This is a genomic window from Pseudomonas sp. LBUM1673 (genome assembly GCF_059695645.1).
Genome location: NZ_CP166780.1, coordinates 4,308,758 through 4,326,289, shown reverse-complemented (window position 1 = coordinate 4,326,289; position 17,532 = coordinate 4,308,758). Strand labels below are relative to the sequence as shown.

At 57.4% G+C, this 17,532-nt stretch carries 19 protein-coding genes and 2 pseudogenes; 8 read left to right on the top strand and 13 right to left on the bottom strand.

The features are described from left to right. Positions 1-42: 42 nt before the first annotated feature. Positions 43-882 carry a pirin family protein gene (locus tag ACA044_RS19995; RefSeq protein ID WP_497442944.1) on the bottom strand — a complete coding sequence of 280 codons (840 nt, stop codon included), beginning with the start codon at positions 880-882 and terminating at the stop codon, positions 43-45. A 260-nt stretch (positions 883-1,142) separates the two neighbouring features. On the opposite strand from ACA044_RS19995, the gene ACA044_RS19990 reads away from it, so the two are divergent. Continuing rightward, the gene (locus ACA044_RS19990; protein ID WP_497442943.1) at positions 1,143-2,069 is read left to right on the top strand and encodes a LysR family transcriptional regulator; all 927 of its coding nucleotides are present in this window, start codon (positions 1,143-1,145) and stop codon (positions 2,067-2,069) included. Positions 2,070-2,246: 177 nt separating this feature from the next. On the opposite strand, the pseudogene ACA044_RS19985 reads toward ACA044_RS19990, so the two are convergent. The 4 genes and pseudogenes from ACA044_RS19985 to ACA044_RS19970 all read right to left on the bottom strand — a co-directional run bounded on the left by ACA044_RS19985 (position 2,247) and on the right by ACA044_RS19970 (position 5,453). Beyond that, a pseudogene (locus ACA044_RS19985) lies at positions 2,247-3,055 on the bottom strand (SDR family oxidoreductase). 104 nt (positions 3,056-3,159) lie between these two features. After that, positions 3,160-3,621: a MarR family winged helix-turn-helix transcriptional regulator gene (locus ACA044_RS19980; RefSeq protein WP_497442942.1), complete on the bottom strand. Its 462-nt coding sequence runs from the start codon at positions 3,619-3,621 to the stop codon at positions 3,160-3,162. A gap of 195 nt (positions 3,622-3,816) precedes the next feature. Beyond that, entirely contained in the window at positions 3,817-4,269 is a 453-nt protein-coding gene (locus tag ACA044_RS19975) for an Ohr family peroxiredoxin (protein ID WP_497442941.1), read from the bottom strand. Between the two features lie 182 nt (positions 4,270-4,451). Then, entirely contained in the window at positions 4,452-5,453 is a 1,002-nt protein-coding gene (locus ACA044_RS19970; protein ID WP_497442940.1) for an AraC family transcriptional regulator, read from the bottom strand. 251 nt (positions 5,454-5,704) lie between these two features. On the opposite strand from ACA044_RS19970, the pseudogene ACA044_RS19965 reads away from it, so the two are divergent. Next, positions 5,705-6,468 (top strand): annotated as a pseudogene (locus ACA044_RS19965) (EAL domain-containing protein). Here the strand turns inward: ACA044_RS19965 and ACA044_RS19960 are convergent. Beyond that, positions 6,465-6,992, bottom strand: coding sequence for a cytochrome b/b6 domain-containing protein (locus tag ACA044_RS19960; protein ID WP_497442939.1), 528 nt, complete (start codon positions 6,990-6,992; stop codon positions 6,465-6,467). The pseudogene ACA044_RS19965 and the gene ACA044_RS19960 overlap by 4 nt on opposite strands. 7 nt (positions 6,993-6,999) lie before the next feature. Then, on the bottom strand, positions 7,000-7,263 hold the full coding sequence (locus ACA044_RS19955) for a PepSY domain-containing protein (RefSeq protein WP_497442938.1): 264 nt from the start codon (positions 7,261-7,263) through the stop codon (positions 7,000-7,002). 373 nt (positions 7,264-7,636) lie between these two features. On the opposite strand from ACA044_RS19955, the gene ACA044_RS19950 reads away from it, so the two are divergent. The 5 genes from ACA044_RS19950 (at position 7,637) to ACA044_RS19930 (ending at position 12,315) form a co-directional block, all read left to right on the top strand. Next, complete coding sequence (locus ACA044_RS19950; RefSeq protein WP_497442937.1) at positions 7,637-8,002, top strand: metalloregulator ArsR/SmtB family transcription factor; 366 nt, start codon at positions 7,637-7,639, stop codon at positions 8,000-8,002. A 44-nt stretch (positions 8,003-8,046) separates the two neighbouring features. After that, a complete protein-coding gene (locus ACA044_RS19945; RefSeq protein WP_497442936.1) occupies positions 8,047-9,051 on the top strand; it encodes an ArsJ-associated glyceraldehyde-3-phosphate dehydrogenase in 1,005 nt (334 codons plus the stop codon). A 9-nt stretch (positions 9,052-9,060) separates the two neighbouring features. Beyond that, positions 9,061-10,281, top strand: coding sequence for an organoarsenical effux MFS transporter ArsJ (gene arsJ / locus ACA044_RS19940; protein WP_497442935.1), 1,221 nt, complete (start codon positions 9,061-9,063; stop codon positions 10,279-10,281). 330 nt (positions 10,282-10,611) lie between these two features. Continuing rightward, positions 10,612-11,211, top strand: coding sequence for a trypsin-like peptidase domain-containing protein (locus ACA044_RS19935; RefSeq protein ID WP_497447272.1), 600 nt, complete (start codon positions 10,612-10,614; stop codon positions 11,209-11,211). A 201-nt stretch (positions 11,212-11,412) separates the two neighbouring features. Then, positions 11,413-12,315: a universal stress protein gene (locus ACA044_RS19930; protein WP_497442934.1), complete on the top strand. Its 903-nt coding sequence runs from the start codon at positions 11,413-11,415 to the stop codon at positions 12,313-12,315. Here the strand turns inward: ACA044_RS19930 and ACA044_RS19925 are convergent. The 3 genes from ACA044_RS19925 to ACA044_RS19915 all read right to left on the bottom strand — a co-directional run bounded on the left by ACA044_RS19925 (position 12,309) and on the right by ACA044_RS19915 (position 14,460). Then, a complete protein-coding gene (locus tag ACA044_RS19925; RefSeq protein ID WP_497442933.1) occupies positions 12,309-12,725 on the bottom strand; it encodes a hypothetical protein in 417 nt (138 codons plus the stop codon). The genes ACA044_RS19930 and ACA044_RS19925 overlap by 7 nt on opposite strands. Positions 12,726-12,836: 111 nt before the next feature. Next, positions 12,837-13,073, bottom strand: coding sequence for a hypothetical protein (locus tag ACA044_RS19920; protein ID WP_497442932.1), 237 nt, complete (start codon positions 13,071-13,073; stop codon positions 12,837-12,839). Positions 13,074-13,155: 82 nt separating this feature from the next. Beyond that, positions 13,156-14,460: an MgtC/SapB family protein gene (locus tag ACA044_RS19915; RefSeq protein ID WP_497442931.1), complete on the bottom strand. Its 1,305-nt coding sequence runs from the start codon at positions 14,458-14,460 to the stop codon at positions 13,156-13,158. A gap of 173 nt (positions 14,461-14,633) precedes the next feature. Here ACA044_RS19915 and ACA044_RS19910 point away from each other — a divergent pair, with 173 nt between their 5' ends. After that, positions 14,634-15,470: an undecaprenyl-diphosphate phosphatase gene (locus ACA044_RS19910; RefSeq protein ID WP_497442930.1), complete on the top strand. Its 837-nt coding sequence runs from the start codon at positions 14,634-14,636 to the stop codon at positions 15,468-15,470. A 159-nt stretch (positions 15,471-15,629) separates the two neighbouring features. Here ACA044_RS19910 and rfaH read toward each other — a convergent pair whose 3' ends face one another. The 3 genes from rfaH to galU form a co-directional block, all read right to left on the bottom strand. Then, positions 15,630-16,136, bottom strand: coding sequence for a transcription/translation regulatory transformer protein RfaH (gene rfaH / locus ACA044_RS19905; protein WP_497442929.1), 507 nt, complete (start codon positions 16,134-16,136; stop codon positions 15,630-15,632). Continuing rightward, positions 16,133-16,564 carry a phosphomannomutase gene (locus tag ACA044_RS19900; protein ID WP_497442928.1) on the bottom strand — a complete coding sequence of 144 codons (432 nt, stop codon included), beginning with the start codon at positions 16,562-16,564 and terminating at the stop codon, positions 16,133-16,135. The genes rfaH and ACA044_RS19900 overlap by 4 nt, the downstream gene beginning before the upstream one ends. 68 nt (positions 16,565-16,632) lie before the next feature. Further along, positions 16,633-17,466, bottom strand: a complete 834-nt coding sequence (galU, locus tag ACA044_RS19895) for a UTP--glucose-1-phosphate uridylyltransferase GalU (RefSeq protein ID WP_429581186.1) — start codon at positions 17,464-17,466, stop codon at positions 16,633-16,635. Between the last annotated feature and the right edge of the window lie 66 nt (positions 17,467-17,532).

The following is a 17,532-nucleotide window of genomic DNA, read 5'->3' as shown; positions in this document are numbered from 1 at the left end:
GTTTAGTGGGGAGACTTATCGACTGAAGGCGCGGCTTGGGGGCTAGCTCAGACGTCCCTCCTGCCGCAGGCGTTCGCCGATACGCTGTATCTCAGCTTCGCCCTGCGCCAGAGCCACTTTGCTCGTGTGTACCGAGTAGTAGCCCGTCACCAGATCGTGCGGATGCTTCACCGCTGAGCCCATCACGAATGAGCAATCGCCTTGTGCCATGAAGTCGATGTGTTGCTCGGACTCCTCGAACACGGCGAGTTCTCCGGCATTAATCAGGCCCCCTGTGTCCAGACGTCCTGCATTAACAGCGAGCCAGGCCACGGTGTGTCCGGACGGCGGGGTGTACCGCCAGCGCTCGCCGTCTTTCAAATTCACCGCGAGATAGTTCATGTCACTCGGCGCTTCAATCAGGCTCTGCGCATTACCGTAGCGGCCCAGGAGCACGCGCGCCGGGCCTGATTGCGAAACCTGGGAAGGCGCAAGATAGACACTCAGCGCAGGTGCGTTTTCTAATGACGGCGGTAGTGCCACCCAGAGCTGGAATCCCTGCATCGAGGACTCGTTGGCTAGCGTAGCGTCGTGCCACACCCCGCTGCCGGCGCGCATCCACTCAACACCACCGGCAAGCAATACACCCGTTGCGCCAGTGGTGTCTTCGTAGGCGACATCGCCTTTGGTCATGAAAGTAACCGTCGCGATCCCTGAGTGCGGGTGCATGCCGAAATTGGACTTACCGCGACTGGCGTTCAAACTGAAAATATCAAGGAAAATGAAAGGCTTCAAAAGCTCGCCCAGATCGCCCGGGCTCATAAGCCGCGTTATAGGGCCATGGGTGCTGCCTTTAGTGCGATGGACAATGGCGCGTTGCAGAACAGCGACGGTGGCGGTCATATGTTTTCTCTCGGGGTTTTGAGCGCCTGGGTCCACCAGACAATGTCGTCGAGCAGCGCTTTGGCTGCCTGGGCCAATGACTAGCTTGCTGCACTGAACTGGGACACAGGGCGCAACTGCCAAGCTTGCGCGGCCTTGGATTGGGTTGTGCAGTAGAGGGTCGACTGCAGCTATGCCCAAAGGATATGCGCCTGTTGATTGATTTATTAGATGGCATAATTGGATTGAACTAATCCATTTAACGAAGCAGAGGCAATAAGATGATTGACCTGAACGACGTCGCCTTGTTTGTACAAGTGGTACGCAACGGCAGCTTTGCCGAAGCGGCGCGGCAGCTTGGAATGCCGTCCAACACCTTAAGCAGACGCGTTCAACAACTCGAGGCGCAGCTCGGCACACGGCTGCTGCAGCGCTCCACGCGCAAGCTCACACTTACCCACTCAGGTCAGGCTTTTCATGACCGGTGCTCCGGCGCGGTAGAAGGCCTGATCGATGCCGGACAGCAATTAATAACGGGAAACCAGGAGCCGAGTGGCCTCGTGCGCATTGCGGCGATGGCTGACTTCTTCGACTTCTTCCCTATGGAATGGGTGGCCGATTTTCTAGCCTTGCATCCACGGGTTCAGCTTGACTTCGTGCTAAGTGATGCACGCGCCGATTTGATCGCTGATCGGATCGACATCGCGTTTCGAGGGGGCACTTTGCAAGACTCGGGATACGTCGGTCGCCAACTCATTGGAGCAGGCAATGAAGGTTTGGTCGCCAGCCCCAAGTACCTCAATAACCGAGGTGTGCCCGCTACGCTAGAGGATCTGGTCAATCACGACTGTGTGAATTTCGGTCATCCTGGCGGCGTCACCACGTGGCGTCTTAATGGGCCAAACGGTGTTGAGGAAGAGGTGCAGGTTACCAGCCGTTTCAATGGAAACACGGCTCAGGCATTGCGTAAGGCCACGGTGGCTGGCTTGGGCATTGCGTTGCTGCCGCCCACGATAGTTAATTTCGATCTTCAGGCTGGCCGCCTTGTGCCTGTATTACCGCATTACCATCGCACTGGATACGGCCTGCATGTGCTTTATCCCAGTCGGCAACATTTGCCGTTGGCGGTATCAGCCTTTATAGGACTGGTGATGGAGAAGCTAAAAGTGGAAGCGTTCCCAGCAAGGGTTTTACCTGAGCAGGTCTGACACGGTATTTGGGCTTATGACTTTCATACAGCGGGATGGGTAGTAATTTCCTCCACCATTAGTCACGTCATCTGTATTAAGCGCGTGCGGCAGATAAGGATGAGCGCCAAATCGGTCTTTTCGCGGTTAAAGCGCGTAAGCATGACAGACTCGATTTTGTGACCTAATCATTCGCAATTACTGGGTCTGCTCACCGTACCAGTATTGAGCCGTAACAGAAAATCACTCCCGGTGATGAACGTACCTTCTGGCCCCATCAGCAGTGCGCCTACAGCGCCTACCTCGTCGGGTGTACCTCCGCGTTTTGCTGCGCAAGATTCGATCATGCGCCGGTATCCCTCACCGCGAGGGCCCGTTAGCTCGTCCTTGTCTAGCGGCGTGAAAATAATGCCAGGACTGATTGTGTTGATCCGTGCTCCGCGTTTCCCCCAGCGAACTGCTTCGGCCATCACACGTAGTGAATTACCACGCTTGGAAATTTGATAAGCATTGAGGGAGTCTGTCACTTGATCTGGTTGAAGCATTGGCAGAGCCAATAATTCGTCAGCAGGTGTTACCGCGAGCGCCTTGTTTTGCTCGGCTGTCAAAGCGGGTAAGCGGTGACCAGATTGAGAGGCGATTACGATCCCGGAGCCACCCGCCGCGATGACATTGCCGAACTCCTCTAGTACAAGCGTCGTTCCAAAAAGATCGACCGATAGGATCGTCGCGGGTGACGCTTGCGACGGTGATACTCCGGCTGCGTGAATAACGCCTGTGATATCTCCGATCGCTGTAGCCGTCTGAACTAGCGCCTGAACAGATTCGCGTGAGGAAACATCGACAACAGCAGTGGTGACTTCGAATCCAGCATCACTAAGGACTTTCGCGGCAGCAGCGGCGTTCTCTTCCCGCAGGTCTGCAAGGAGTACGTGTTTCCCGGCACTGACCCGCCGTGCGATTGCCGGTGGAGGCGTTGCGTAAGAGTGCCGTTGATTTACCGTCATGAACTCGCCACTGCCCCATCTTGCTGTCAGGTCCATTGATCAAGCTTTCGGCAGGGCCCAGTCAGCTTTGCGCTGGCACCTGATGCCGCCGAAGGGGGCATCACTCATTCCCCGGCTTTCGCCGATTTGATGAGATTATTGCGCAGCTTCACGATCGCGTTCTGCATGTGTGTGAACTCGTCCGGTGTCAGGCCAGTTGCGTGGGAGAGGCCCATTTCGGGGCGGTCTTCGCGCAGCTGTCGACCGCTCTTCGTCAGGCTGATCCGCACCTGCCGCTCGTCCTCGGGATCACGCTGCCTCTGTAGATAGCCCATCGCTTCCAGCTTCTTCAGGATCGGTGTGAGTGTGTTCGATTCGAGAAACAGCTTCTCGCCCAGGCTGCCCACGGTTTGATGGTCTTGCTCCCATAGCGCAACGATGGTGATGTATTGCGTATAGGTGAGGCCCAGCTGCTCGAGTATCGGCTTGTAGGCCTTGCCGAAGGCCAGGTTCGTGGAATAGACCGCAAAGCACAGGAAGTCGGAGAGCTTCAGGTTGGCGGGAGCCGTCTTGTCGGTGAGTTTCATATGCTTCCTCGTTGGCCAAAGTTGAAGGCTCGCTAAGGCAAAATATACCTCGTATGCGATTGTATCGGAACAGCTCTGACTTTCGACTGGGGCCGGTTCGGCAGCAACGTCGAACCGGCCGTATGGATGGGTTTCTGATTCGCATGCGCTTAAAGCGCATGCGATATATATGGAAAAAAAGCTAATCGCGGTGCGTCAAACCGTGAGGACGTTCAGGGCCACGTCAATGTTGCCCCGCGTCGCTTTCGAGTACGGGCAAATTTGATCTGCGGTGTGCGCCAGCGTCGTCGCGATGTCGTGCGCCAGACCCGGCACGCGCAGAGTCAACCGAGCCTGAAGGAAGTAGGCCGGACCGCTCTGACCCAGATCGACTTCGATGTCGACGGACAGATCAGACGGCAGCACCACGTTCATGTCATTGGCCACGAGCCCGACGGCGGCGGTGTAACAGGCCGACCATGCGCCGGCGAACAGTTGCTCGGCGGTCGGGTGTGGCTGAGTCGCGACGAACACATGCGCCGGTTTCGCGTTTCCAGGCGACGACAGCTGGATGTCGAGACTGCCGTTATGGCCACGCGAAGTGTTGCCAGCGGCGCTGACGGTGGTGTGGGTCTTGCCGGTGGCCAGGACTTTTTCGATCTTGCTCATGGGGTGGATCCTCAACGTTTCAAAAGATGTGATTTATGTATCGTGTGCGCTTGTATCGCATGCGATGTAAATAATAGTTGCGCAGACCCCAATCGATGTCAATTGATCGCGTTACGCCTCAGACGAGTGGCCTGGCCACACAACGTCGATCGTTTCAACGATACTTGAGGGCCTCGCGCACCTCAGGACTCTTCGCGATAGCGCCCCGGGGTCATGCCGAACCAGCGTATGCAGGCTTTATGAAAGCTGCTCTGATCGCGAAAGCCCAGCAGCGCGCCGATGTACTTTACGCTGCGCACCGAGTTGCGCAGGAAGTTGTGCGCGAGCATCAGCCGCGCCTCGTCCTGCAGCGCGGAGAAGTGCATGTCTTCATTGCTCAGGCGCCGTTGCAGGCTGCGCGCGCTGACCCCGACCACCTGGGCTATTTTGTCCAGGTCGCTGGGCACGCCTTGGGCCAAACGTTCGGACAGGACCCGTCGAACCCGCGCGGTCATCGAGTCGTTGAGCAGCAGGTTCAAGCGCGTGCGAGCGTATTCGACATGCAGCACATCCAATGCAGGATCGGCGGTGGGCAATGCAATCGAGCAGTCATCGATGCTGAACATCAGGCTGTTGTACTGTGCGCCGAACAGCAGGTTGCTGCCCAGCAAGCGTTCCAGCCGGCTAGTGTCCACGGGTTCGGGGTAGGTAAAGGTCGCTGCCAGAGGATGGGGTTTGTGCTTGGGCAGCAGCCAGTGGATCAGCCCCAGCGTTTGCGAGGCACCAGCGTCGATGAACGGGCGGGGCGTCAGTGACGGCTCCATGCTGATGTCGAAACTGATCAGCCTCAGCGCCCGGGGTTTGCGTTCCAGGCACATGCAGAAGCCGTTGCTGATCAGTGAGTGATAATCCACCAGACGTTGCAGAGTGGTGCCCAGTGTGGCGCAGGACATCATTGCATAGCCGAGCACCTCAAGATGGGCCGGGTGCGCCCGGGTATAGGCCAGCAGACCGATGTCTGGATTGCCGGTACGCTTTACCGCCTCTTCCATCACCTTATAGACCAGCTCCAGCCCGACACCTTTGGGGTTTGCAAAGACCTCCTCGCTGCTGTCGAACTGCTTGAGCAAGGCTTTTACGTTTGCACCTCCGTCGGTCAAGACATCGGCAAGCACCCGAAAACTGGCGCCAGTCATTCTGTGCATAGTTCTTCCTGAAAGTGATAGCTAAGTGATGTCGCGCGAGCCGGCGCATGATCGCAATAAACAAATCACCACAGTCGATTAACGGGACGCCCACGCTTCCAAGGACAAACGAAAGGTATCCGGGAACACTTCCTGACGGCGTGAGGTGGGGGGATTATGGCCGGCAGTCAACCCTTGCAGTTGCAGGAACGCCCGCTCGCCGCAGTCATACTCAACCGGCGACAGGCCGCTGCTTTGTCCACGGATGTGTCATGCACAGAGTCAGAAGCTTTTATCGTGAGTTGGCACACGGCCGATTAGTGCTGGCGTTTCAGCCGGTGGTTTGGTTACCCGACAGCAATCAGGTGCTGTATCAGGAAGGGCTGCTGCGGCATATCGATGCGCAGGGAGAAGGGGTCTATCCCTTTGCGATGCTGGAGAAACATCAACTGATGCGCGAGCTCGACCGCAGCGTGGTGCATAGCGTGATCGACAGCTTGCTGCTGGACGAACACCTGCGACTGGGCTGCAACATCTCCGCGCAAAGCGCCATCGTCGACCACTACTGGCAAGAGATCCCATCGCGCAGTTGCGTGACGCCCCCTCGGTGGCCGCGCGACTGGTTATTGAAATCACTGAAAGCGCCACACCACCCAGCACCCTGGCGGCGATCGAATTCGTCCTGTGCCTGCGCGAACTTGGCTGCCGGGTGGCGATCGATGACTTTGGCTCGGGTCTGGGCACCCTGGAATTTATTCGCCAGACCCGGCCGGACATCGTCAAGATCGACCAGGGGTACATCCAGCGTGCACGCCTGCAGACCAACAACGCCCAGACCCTTGGGCACCTGGTGCAGCTGTGCAAGACCCTGGCGCCGTGCGTGATCATTGAAGGGATCGAATCGGAAGCCGACCGGGCGCTTGCCACCGCCTGCGGCAGCGAGTGGGGGCAAGGTTATCTATTCGGCCGTCCGCAGATTGATGCGTTGAGCGCGCGGTGCCTGCTGCAAGTTCGGGGCGAGTGCCTGAGCCTCTAGCGCTTACGACGATTGCCCGTGATCATCGACAGAGGCAGGTTTTCACGCAAGCGGACGCTTTCCACCAGCGCCGCGACGATATGCACGCAAACCAGCGCGAGCAGCGCATTGGCCATAAACTCGTGGACATCGCGTAACCCGTCCTCGCCCCAGAAATAGTCCACTTCTTCCATCAAGAAACCGGTAATACCGAGGCCGGTCATCAACAGCAGCATGAAGACCATCACCAGTGCACCGATGGGCGAGTGCCCCATGCGGTGATAGCCCTTGCCGGAAAACAGCGCCCGGCCATGCTGAACGATACGCGTCGGGGTCGGCCAGAAGTCTGACCAACGCGCCGCTGGCGGGCCGATGAACCCCCACAGCACACGCACCAGCACGATAGCCACGGCGTAATAGCCGAGCCAGCGATGCCAGCCGTCGCCCTCCTCATTGAGGAAGTAGTCGCTGATGAAGACAACCACCAGGGACCAGTGGCAAACACGTACGAGAGGGTCCCAAAGGCGCAGGGTTTGAGCGTTCACATGGGGCCTATTCGATTTCTTCTTTCACGACCTTGCCGGTGACCGGGTCAAAGTAGATCTCGATTTTGCGCTTGTCTTTGTCCCAGCCGTAGATCTCGTAGCAATTGCCGCTCGTGACTTTGAACTTCTTGATGTTGTAGCCCTTGGCCTTGAGGTCTTCCTGAAACTTGGCCTGGTCCTGCCATTGGGCCTTGTCGGCTGTGGTGCATTGAGTACCGGCGAGTGCCAGGGGAGAGGCGGCAAGCAGGGAGAGCAACAGAAGTTTGCGCATGGGTTTTCCTCGAATATTGTTATTGTCTGACAACGCGAGAGATTCTCAGTCACTCTCCGCGCGCTGAAGATTAGTTGAGCTTTTAATCACTGTCACGGTGTTGCGGGCTGGGTGCGAAACCTGTGGGAGCGGGCTTGCTCGGGAAGACGGCAGCACAGTCAATATTGATGTCGCCTGACATGCCGCTTTCGCGAGCAAGCCCGCTCCCACAGGAATTTGCATTGCGGCGTTTGATTTCAGGTTTTCACTCAGAATCGGTAGTTGGTATGCGCCGTTGAGGCTTTACCGCATATACGGGAAAACGTATATTCGAAAAAATGCATATGAGCTGAAGCTTCACTGTGTCGTAAAGCCCAAACCACCGAGAACCGAAATGGCTGCCCCTCTGACGCCGACCACTGTTTTCAAATGCCTGGCTGACGATAACCGCGTCCGCATGATGCTGCTCATCGCCCGTGAGGGAGAGCTGTGTGTCTGCGAGCTGACCTGTGCGTTGAATGAGAGCCAGCCCAAAGTCTCCAGGCATCTGGCGCAGTTGCGCACAGGCGGATTGCTGTCGGACCGTCGACAAGGCCAATGGGTTTACTACCGACTGCACCCGAATCTTCCAGGCTGGGTGCATCAGGTGCTGACCGTGGTGCTCGAAGCCAACAAGCACTGGCTGAGCCCGGATGCCAAACGCCTTGAAGAAATGGGCGACCGTCCTGAACGGGCAGCGGCTTGCTGTCCGGCTCGATGAACCCAGAAGCGCCATCCCTGATAACAGAGACAGAGCACACCAACATGACTATTAAAGTGGGTATCAATGGTTTTGGCCGCATCGGTCGCCTCGCTCTGCGTGCAGCCTGGCGCTGGCCAGAGTTTGAGTTCGTGCAGATCAACGACCCGGCAGGCGATGCGGCGACCCATGCGCACTTGCTGAACTTCGACTCGGTGCATGGCCGTTGGAATGATCAGGCGGGCGCCGAGGGTGACTGTATTGTCATCGACGGCAAACGAATCAAGGTCACCGCCAACAAGGCGATTGCCGACACCGATTGGTCGGGCTGCGATCTGGTGATCGAAGCCAGCGGCAAGATGAAGACCGTCGCGGTGTTGCAGGCTTACCTCGACCAGGGCGTTAAACGTGTGGTGGTCAGCGCTCCGGTGAAGGAAGAGGGTGCGCTGAACATCGTCATGGGCGTCAACCATCAACTGTTCAAACCGGCGGAGCATCGCATCGTCACCGCTGCTTCGTGCACCACCAACTGTCTGGCACCGGTGGTGAAGGTGATCCACGAGAAACTGGGCATTCGCCACGGTTCGATCACCACCATCCACGACCTGACCAACACGCAAAGCATCCTCGACCAACCTCACAAGGATCTGCGCCGGGCACGGGCTTCGGGCATGAGCCTGATCCCGACCAGCACCGGCTCGGCCACCGCCATTGCCGAAATCTTCCCGGAACTGCGCGGGCGCCTGAATGGCCATGCCGTGCGCGTACCGCTGGCCAACGCTTCGCTGACGGACTGTGTGTTTGAAGTCGAGCGCGTCACCACGGTTGAAGAAGTGAATCAGTTCCTCAAGGACGCGTCCGAGAACGAACTGAAAGACATCCTCGGGTTCGAGGAGCGTCCGCTGGTGTCCATCGACTACCGCACCGACCCGCGCTCATCGATCATCGATGCGCTGTCGACCATGGTCATCAACGGTACCCAGGTCAAACTCTATGCCTGGTACGACAACGAATGGGGTTACGCGAACCGCACCGTCGAACTGGCCAGAATGGTCGGTCTGGCAGTCTGAGGAGCGGTCATGAAAGCGTTGTCAGCCCTCGCTCCGGAAGTGCGGCAGTACTTGCTCGTTACAGGCAACTATTGGGCTTTCACCCTCACCGACGGTGCCTTGCGCATGTTGGTGGTGCTGCACTTTCACGCGCTGGGTTACAGCCCGCTGCACATCGCGGCGTTGTTTCTGTTTTACGAACTCTTTGGTGTGATCACCAACCTGGTGGGCGGTTATCTCGGCGCCCGACTGGGGCTGAACCGAACCATGAACATCGGGCTGGGGATGCAGGTTGTGGCGCTGTTGATGCTGACGGTGCCAGTGGCCTGGCTGACGATCCCTTGGGTGATGGGGGCTCAGGCGCTGTCGGGGATCGCCAAAGACCTGAACAAGATGAGCGCCAAAAGCTCCATCAAACTTTTGGTGCCGGACGGGCAGCAGGGCAAGCTTTATCAATGGATCGCCATCCTCACCGGCTCGAAGAATGCACTCAAGGGTGTCGGTTTCTTTCTCGGCGGGGCATTGCTCGCCCTGATCGGGTTCAAAGGGGCATTGCTGGCCATGGCGAGTGTCCTGGCGCTGATCTGGATCAGTAGCCTGATCCTGTTGAAAAAGGACTTGGGCAAAGCCAAAGCCAAGCCCAGGTTTCGCGACATCCTCTCCAAGAGCCGGGCCATCAATATCCTTTCAGCGGCGCGGATGTTTCTGTTCGGCGCCCGCGATGTCTGGTTTGTCGTGGCTTTGCCGGTGTACCTGAGCAGCGTCTTTGGTTGGGATTTCTGGGCGGTCGGTGGATTCCTGGCGGCCTGGGTGATCGGCTACGGCATCGTGCAATCGTTCGCTCCGCGGATCACCGGCAAAAAACGAGGACATGTCCCTGATGGCCGCGCTGCGTTTGTGTGGGCGCTTGCTCTGGCGGGCCTGCCCGCGGCAATCGCTCTGGGGCTGAACACCGGGTTGCCGCAACAGGGGGTGCTGTTGGGCGGCTTGATGGTCTTTGGTGCGCTGTTCGCGGTGAATTCCTCGCTGCACAGCTACCTGATCGTGTCCTATGCCAAGGAGGATGGCGTGTCGCTGGACGTGGGCTTTTACTACATGTCCAACGCCATGGGACGGCTGATGGGCACCGTGCTCTCTGGCTGGATTTATCAGGTCTTTGGGCTGGGGGCGTGTTTATGGATATCCAGCGTCTTTGTTATTTTCGCAGCACTGATTTCTATGGCATTACCGAGGCATGCCGAAGTGATTTAGACTGCTCTGAAGGCGGCAGTTTTACTGATTTTACTGGCAATGTTGAAACTTTAACTTCAATTTTTGTTGACCGTTTTTCAGGCGTCAAATATTTGCAGATCGTTAGATGGATCGAAAAGCGATTAGCCTTAGCGCAATTCATTCATGCACACTATTACAACTTCAACCATAAATAACCCACCAGGCTTGGCCACGAGGAAACCTACAACAACCTGACAACTAAAGATTCGCCACAACAAAAACTAAACTCTCCTTATAAGTCGGTGATATATCATGATTAAAATCATGGCCTACTTTTTAACAGGAGCTGTTCTTGCAGGATGCAACGGTATGGTGAAGCCCGACTTGTCGGGGCCTGCCAATGATTCATACTTTTCTGTCTTCTCAGGCTTTCCTTTGCCCTATCTGTACATGGCCTCGGCCGTGCAATGGAACGAGGACTACGCCGTCACCACCCGCCACACCCCACTCATCCGCCACGTGAAATACAGCTGCAGCACTGGCTGCGACCTCGTCTTCATTCAGCACAAGGCCGACGGCCGTTATCCGTCATGGCGCGCACCGCGTGTGGGTGAGCACATCACTGCGGTGGGGGCGAGCCCGTATATGACGACCGTCACCGGGCAAGGCAAAGTGTACCCGGCGCCTTTCATCAATAGCGATGAAGGCAGTGGTGAACGCTATGCCATCCATGATGCCCCGATGATCAAGGGGATGTCGGGTGGGCCAGTCATCGCCAGTGACGGCAGCATTGTCGGTATTAATGTCGGTTTTTTCTCCACCACACTCAACGATGTCAGTTTCCACCCCGGCGTAAAGGGCGCCGAGAGGATCAGCATCTTTATCCCTTACTCGATCATTCAGCGTGAGTGGGGGCTGATGCAGGCGAAGCTTAACGATCCGCACGGCGCGCAATACGCGAAGAAGTAACTTGGCGTCGTCATTCAATTGGCCGTCGGGATGTGGATCATCGTATTCGTGCGATGAGACACATCTTGTCGGGTTAGTTGAATCCAGGCGTATATTGAGGGTGTCGATCCAGGTCATTGAGGCGGTAGCAAATCGCTGGCGGTGCGACAGACCAGTGGCTGGGGGAGCAAGCAGATATCCCAGAACGTTTGGAGGTACGACATGAGCCAATATCAACGACTCTTTCTAATAGCCGGTCCCACCATGCGTCACACGCCGGCGTTGCAGCGGGCTGTCGCCATTGCCGAAGCCACGGGTGCAGCGCTGCATATCACTGTGTTTATCGAAGACTCCAACCTCTTGGGCTTGATGCACGCCAGTGCGCGGTTTCGTGAGGCTTGTCAGCAAGAGAATGAAACATGGCTCAAGGATGAGGCCGATCTAATACGTGGACGCGGGATCAAGCTGAGCACTGAGGTGCTTTTCACTCGCGACGCGCTGCAAGAGATCCTTCGGCATGTGACAGAAATGCAGGCAGACCTGGTGATCAAGGACGTGCAGCATGAGTCCGCGCTCAAGCGCGTATTCATCACGCCTCTGGATTGGCACCTGCTGCGCGAGTGTCCGGTGCCTGTCCATCTGGTCAGCGAAGTCAGTTGCCCACTTCCGCGCGTGATCGTGGCGGCCGTCGATCCGTCGCAACCCGAGACGCAGATCACCGGCATCAATGACCGCATCATCCAGGCGGCGAACGGATTGGCGATGCAATGCAATGCGCAGCTGCATCTGCTGCATGCCTACGATCTATCACACACCCATATGTCTGATGCAGGCGCTGGTGCAGTGACGATGCCAGGCTTTGGCAGCGATGTGCGCAAGTCTCTGCATAAGTCATTCATCGCATTGGCCGACCACTATGGCGTGCCCACTGAGCGACAGCACTTCGTTGCAGGGCCGCCGACTAAAGCGCTGGCCGACTTTGCAGCGCATCACCGAGCCGATGTGATCGTCATGGGAAATGCGCATCGCAAGGGACTGGGCAAGTGGGTGGGCAGTACGACGGAGCATGTTCTGTATCAAGTGCCCTGCAACATTTTCGCGGTCACGGGGCAAGCGGATCAATGAATGGATCCGCTATCAAGTGAATCGGAAGGGGCGCATCGGCGACTGGGTCGGGATTTTTTGAGGGCGCGTGCCGAGATATCCCGGTAGGTATCGCAATCGGTGGCAGCCAAGAGCTTGCCACCGTCCTTTAGTGTGGCCATGAAGGTCACCTCGGTGTTCTTGCCAGCGAGCAGATAGCCTGCGATGGCCCCGACTGGCCCCAACAACATCGCGCCGGCAATGCTCAGGCCTATGGCGCTCTTCATATTTTTATTGGAGTCCGTGTTCTGGACCGTCAGATCTTTGAATTCCGAGACCGGGAAACTTTTCCCCAATCGTGGTTTAAGGGCCGTTTTGAGCGTGATGGTACCCGAGTGATACTCCCCATCGCACTGCGGGAAGTCACCGGCGAGCACTATGATCCTTGCCATATGGAGTGTTCTCTGGGCGATCATTTTGGGGTGGTCATTGCGCGCGCCTAAACTCAAAACGTCAACGATCTAACGATGAGCGGCAACCATAGACCCAGTGAGACAGAAGTATCAGTCTTCCGGGTCAATTTCTTCTTCAGGCTTGCATCTGGCGATCAGGTCAGCCATCAGCTCGGCAATGGCGTCGGTATTGCCGGCCAGCACCTTAAGGTGAGCGGTTATCCGCCCTGACACGTCAGTAGCACCGCTCCTGTCAATCCAGAGACCAATCTCATCGATAGCGCAGCCGAGGGCTGTGATGTTCTGGTTGAAACGATCGAGCAGGGCGGGGGTAGGATCGTCTGGCATGGCTATTCCTCCAGTGATGAAGAGAAGCGTAGCAGGCGGGCGGAAGTCGTATCTGTCTGATCAAGTCATCTGGCCGTTCGTGTCACTCATATAGGAAGACACCGCCCCAGAGCGCGCACAGCAACAGGATTTGGCCCGGTATGACATGTCCGGAAAATGTTGCTCCACCGCTGCTCCAGGCGACGAAACATTTTGAGCAGGCATTAGTGCTCATGGCCGCGACAATCGGTAAAACGGCGCCGGCAGCCGGCAGCTGACCGGACGCTACCAACGAGGCGGCAGAGGCGGAAGAGGCGTGAGCATCGGCAAATCCACCCAGAACGGTGGCAATAAGCACGCCGCGTTGACCGAGCCAGGCCAACAGCGCCGCCGATAAAAACGAGATGCCCGCAATGCTCAATGCGACCAGCAGCGCCAGTTTGATGCTGAAAGCGCCACCGACATCATTGGCCGGGTTGCTTTTGGTATGCCTGCCCAGATAAATGAATACCAGAGCATAGATCAGGGTGGTCGCGAACCCCAGTGAGAGGGGCAGCCACATCAATTTAAGGGTCGGGAGACTGACGGCACCCAAGACCATACTCATTTGAACCACGGTGGCGAGGGAGGACAGAATCGCGGCGGTACTGGCCGGCAACATGAGCGCGGGCTCTTTACGAACACGACTGCCCATCACCGCGATGGTTGCAGTGCTTGATGCGAAGCCCGAAGCGATACCGGTAATGGCGAGACCATACCGGGGGCCGAGCAGGCGCATGGCGACATGTCCGGCAGCGCCGACCGCCATTATCAAGACCGTCAGTGTCCAGACCGTGCGCAAATTGACCGCCGAGAACGGGCCGATAAAGCGGTCCGGCACCAACGGCATGATCACCAGCGCAGCGGTGGCCAGGATCAGGCCATCACGGATCTCCCGCTCGGACAGCTGCGTTCGGACAAAGCGGTGCAGGCTTTGGCGATAGGTGAGCAGCAGGGACAGGACGACGCCGAAGGCAATGGCCAAGGCCGGGTCGCGTGAACACAGCCCGCCCAGTACCAGAACCAGTAGCAAGGCAATCTCTGTGGTCAAGCCAGGGTCCTGACTGCGGGCTTTGAGGTAGGCCGCGGCGACGAGTGCGGTCACGCCAAGCAGCGTGATGGCAAACAATAGTTCCCCGCCCAACAGCATCGCGACATAGCCCAGCAATGAGGTGATGGCGAACGTACGCAGGCCAGCAAAACCGCGCGTCTTGCCATCGCCTTTCCTGCGCTCGCGCTCCAACCCGACCCATAGGCCGATGCCCAGAGCGGCGGCGAAATTGGCGACGCTGTCGAAATTATCCACGGTGTGTTCTTCCGTTCCGCGAGTCGCGGGGCTCGGGCTTTGGCTGTGTAGAGCGTAGGTCATTTGCTGGAGACCGGACCTGACGCTCCGACATGGACGTTTTATAACGTTTGGTTTGAGCGGGCAGAGAGTGCGCTTTAATCCTCCATGGGGCCGACAGGTTTAATCGCGATCAGGATTTTAATGCTCGCAATCATCAACAGACCTTTCAGCTGAGAGGGGCTAACGGGGGATTAATGGACTTCTGGACCACCACGCAAGTATCAATTCTAGGGTTGGTTGAAGGGCTCACGGAGTTTTTGCCCATTTCCAGTACAGGACACCAGATTATTGCCGCGGACTTGCTCGACTTCGGCGGTGAGCGGGCCATGGCGTTCAATATCATCATTCAGTTGGGGGCTATTCTGGCGGTCGTCTGGGAGTTCCGTCGCAAGATTCTGGAGATCACCACCGGTTTGCCGACCCAGCGTAATGCGCAGCGTTTCACTCTGAATTTATTGATTGGATTCTTGCCGGCGGTTGTCCTGGGTGTGATGTTCGCCGACAAGATCCATGAGTACCTGTTCAACCCGATCACCGTGGCAGTGGCGCTGGTGATAGGCGGAATCATCATGTTATGGGCGGAACAACGTGAGCATGTGGTGGTGATCGATCACGTCGACGAGATGCGCTGGACCGATGCCTTGAAAGTCGGTTGCGCACAGTGCCTGGCGATGATCCCCGGCACTTCGCGCTCGGGATCGACGATTATCGGCGGGTTGCTGTTTGGCCTGTCACGCAAGACGGCGACCGAGTTTTCGTTCTTCCTGGCGATGCCGACGATGGTGGGGGCCGCGGTGTACTCCGGCTATAAGTACCGCGACCTGTTCCAGGCCGCAGACTTGCCGGTGTTTGCCTTGGGGTTTGTCGCCGCGTTTCTCTTTGCGATGATTGCCGTGCGCGGTTTGCTCAAGTTCATCGCCAACCATAGCTATGCGGTGTTTGCCTGGTACCGGATCGCGTTCGGTTTGCTGATCCTGGCGACGTGGTTTTTGGGTTGGGTCGACTGGAACCACCTCTCAGAGGGGGCGTAGGTTTTCCTGCACTTTGTGGCGAGCGAGCTTGCTCGCGTTGGGCTGTGTAGCGGCCCCCAAAAATCTGCCAACCATTGCCGATTTTTGTGAGTGCTACGCACTCAAACGGGAGCAAGCTCCCTCGCCACAGGTTTCTTTGACTCAAGACTCTGAGCGGATCTAAATCTTGTTAACCCCTGCCAGTGGCAGGCTGATGTGCTGTTCGCGCTGCAGGAAATTCATCATCAACAGCACCCGTTCATCACCGTCCATGGCCAGGAACACCGCTTCCAGATCGGAAAATGGGCCTTCAGTGATGCGCACGGTATCTCCCTGTTTCAACAGCGTTGTCACGATCGCCTGGCTGTCCCGTTCCTGAAGTTCGTCGATCAGTGCATCGCGGATCGGCAGTGGCTGACCGCCGAACCCGACGACTTGCGAAACGCCGCGGGTCGAGCGCAGCGGGCCCCAACTGTCCTGAAGGCTCAGTTGAATAAACAGATAGCCCGGAAACAACGACTCGCTGATCACGCGACGCTGCCCGCGCAAAATGCGCTCACGCCTGTAGGTCGAGCGAAAACAGGCATAGCCTTGGCGCTGCAAATGTTCTTCGGCGCGCTGATCCTGTTTGGGTTTGCACTGGACCAGATACCAGGCTTTGGCGGCGTGTTCTGCAATCGCGTTCATTCAAATTCCCTCCCAGCATCGATTTGCTCCAGCAATTCGGCGGTTTTGCATTGCATGAGCGAGCTGTCGCCGCGACTTTCCACGGTCAGACAAGTCACGCAACCATCGTCCAAAAGACGCAAGCTGAGACGCCAGTCGGCAAAGACCAGGTTCAGGCCATCGCTCTCGTCGATGTCGAGGGCGTCGGCGGCGTAACGCTGCCTGATGCTTGCCAGCAACGCCGGACCATCCTTGACTTGACGGCGGATCTCCCCGGAAGAGGGGAAGGCACCGATGCGCTCCACCAGCAGCACCGGTGGTTTCTGCACGCGGGGGGAAATCAGCTCCGACGCATAGGCGCGTACGATGCGGTACGCGAGGTTGTGCTTAAGGTCAGCGCCATACGGGGGGCGACTGTCATCTGCCTTGAAACCGCTCAACGTATTCATAGAGGCTTCGTCCATAGGGTAATAAAGACCATAAAATCGATTCAACGCCTTGTCAGGGTTCAGCGCCGTTACAAGGTGTTCTGATGCAGGTGCTCGAAACAGAAGTTGGTGGCTTCGATGTAACCTTCGGCGCCGCCGCAATCGAAACGTCGGCCCTTGAACTGGTAAGCCAGCACGCACCCGTTTTGGGCCTGCTTCATCAATGCGTCGGTGATCTGGATTTCACCGCCCTTGCCAGGTTCGGTGTCGGCGATCAGGTCGAAGATGTCGGGGGTCAGAATGTATCGACCAATGATGGCCAGGTTGGACGGGGCGTCTTCCGGGCGGGGCTTCTCAACCATGCTGTTGACCCGGTAAATACCCTCGCGAATCAGCTCGCCGGCAATCACGCCGTACTTCTGAGTCTGTTCACGGGGCACTTCCTGGATCGCCACGATCGAACAGCGGAACTGCTCGTAGAGCTTGATCATTTGCGCCAGTACTCCATCGCCTTCCAGGTTCAGGCACAGGTCGTCGGCCAGCACCACGGCGAATGGCTCATCACCGATCAACGAGCGACCGCTGAGAATGGCGTGCCCCAGGCCCTTCATCTCCACCTGGCGGGTATAGGAAAAAGTGCAGGTATCGATCAGCTCCCGAGTGCCTTCCAGGAATCGTTCCTTATCGGTGCCGCGAATCTGGTGTTCCAACTCGAAGCTGACATCGAAATGATCCTCCAGCGCTCGCTTGCCTCGACCGGTGACGATGGCCATATGTTGCAGGCCGGCGTCGCGCGCTTCCTCGACGGCGTACTGGATCAGCGGCTTATTGACGATTGGCAGCATCTCCTTCGGCATCGCCTTGGTGGCGGGCAAAAAGCGGGTCCCATAGCCGGCAGCGGGGAATAGGCATTTACGAATCATGGAAGCGTCCTTGAAAGTAGACAGATGGAATGGCTAATGGCAGTAGGAAAGGTACAACCCAGGTTG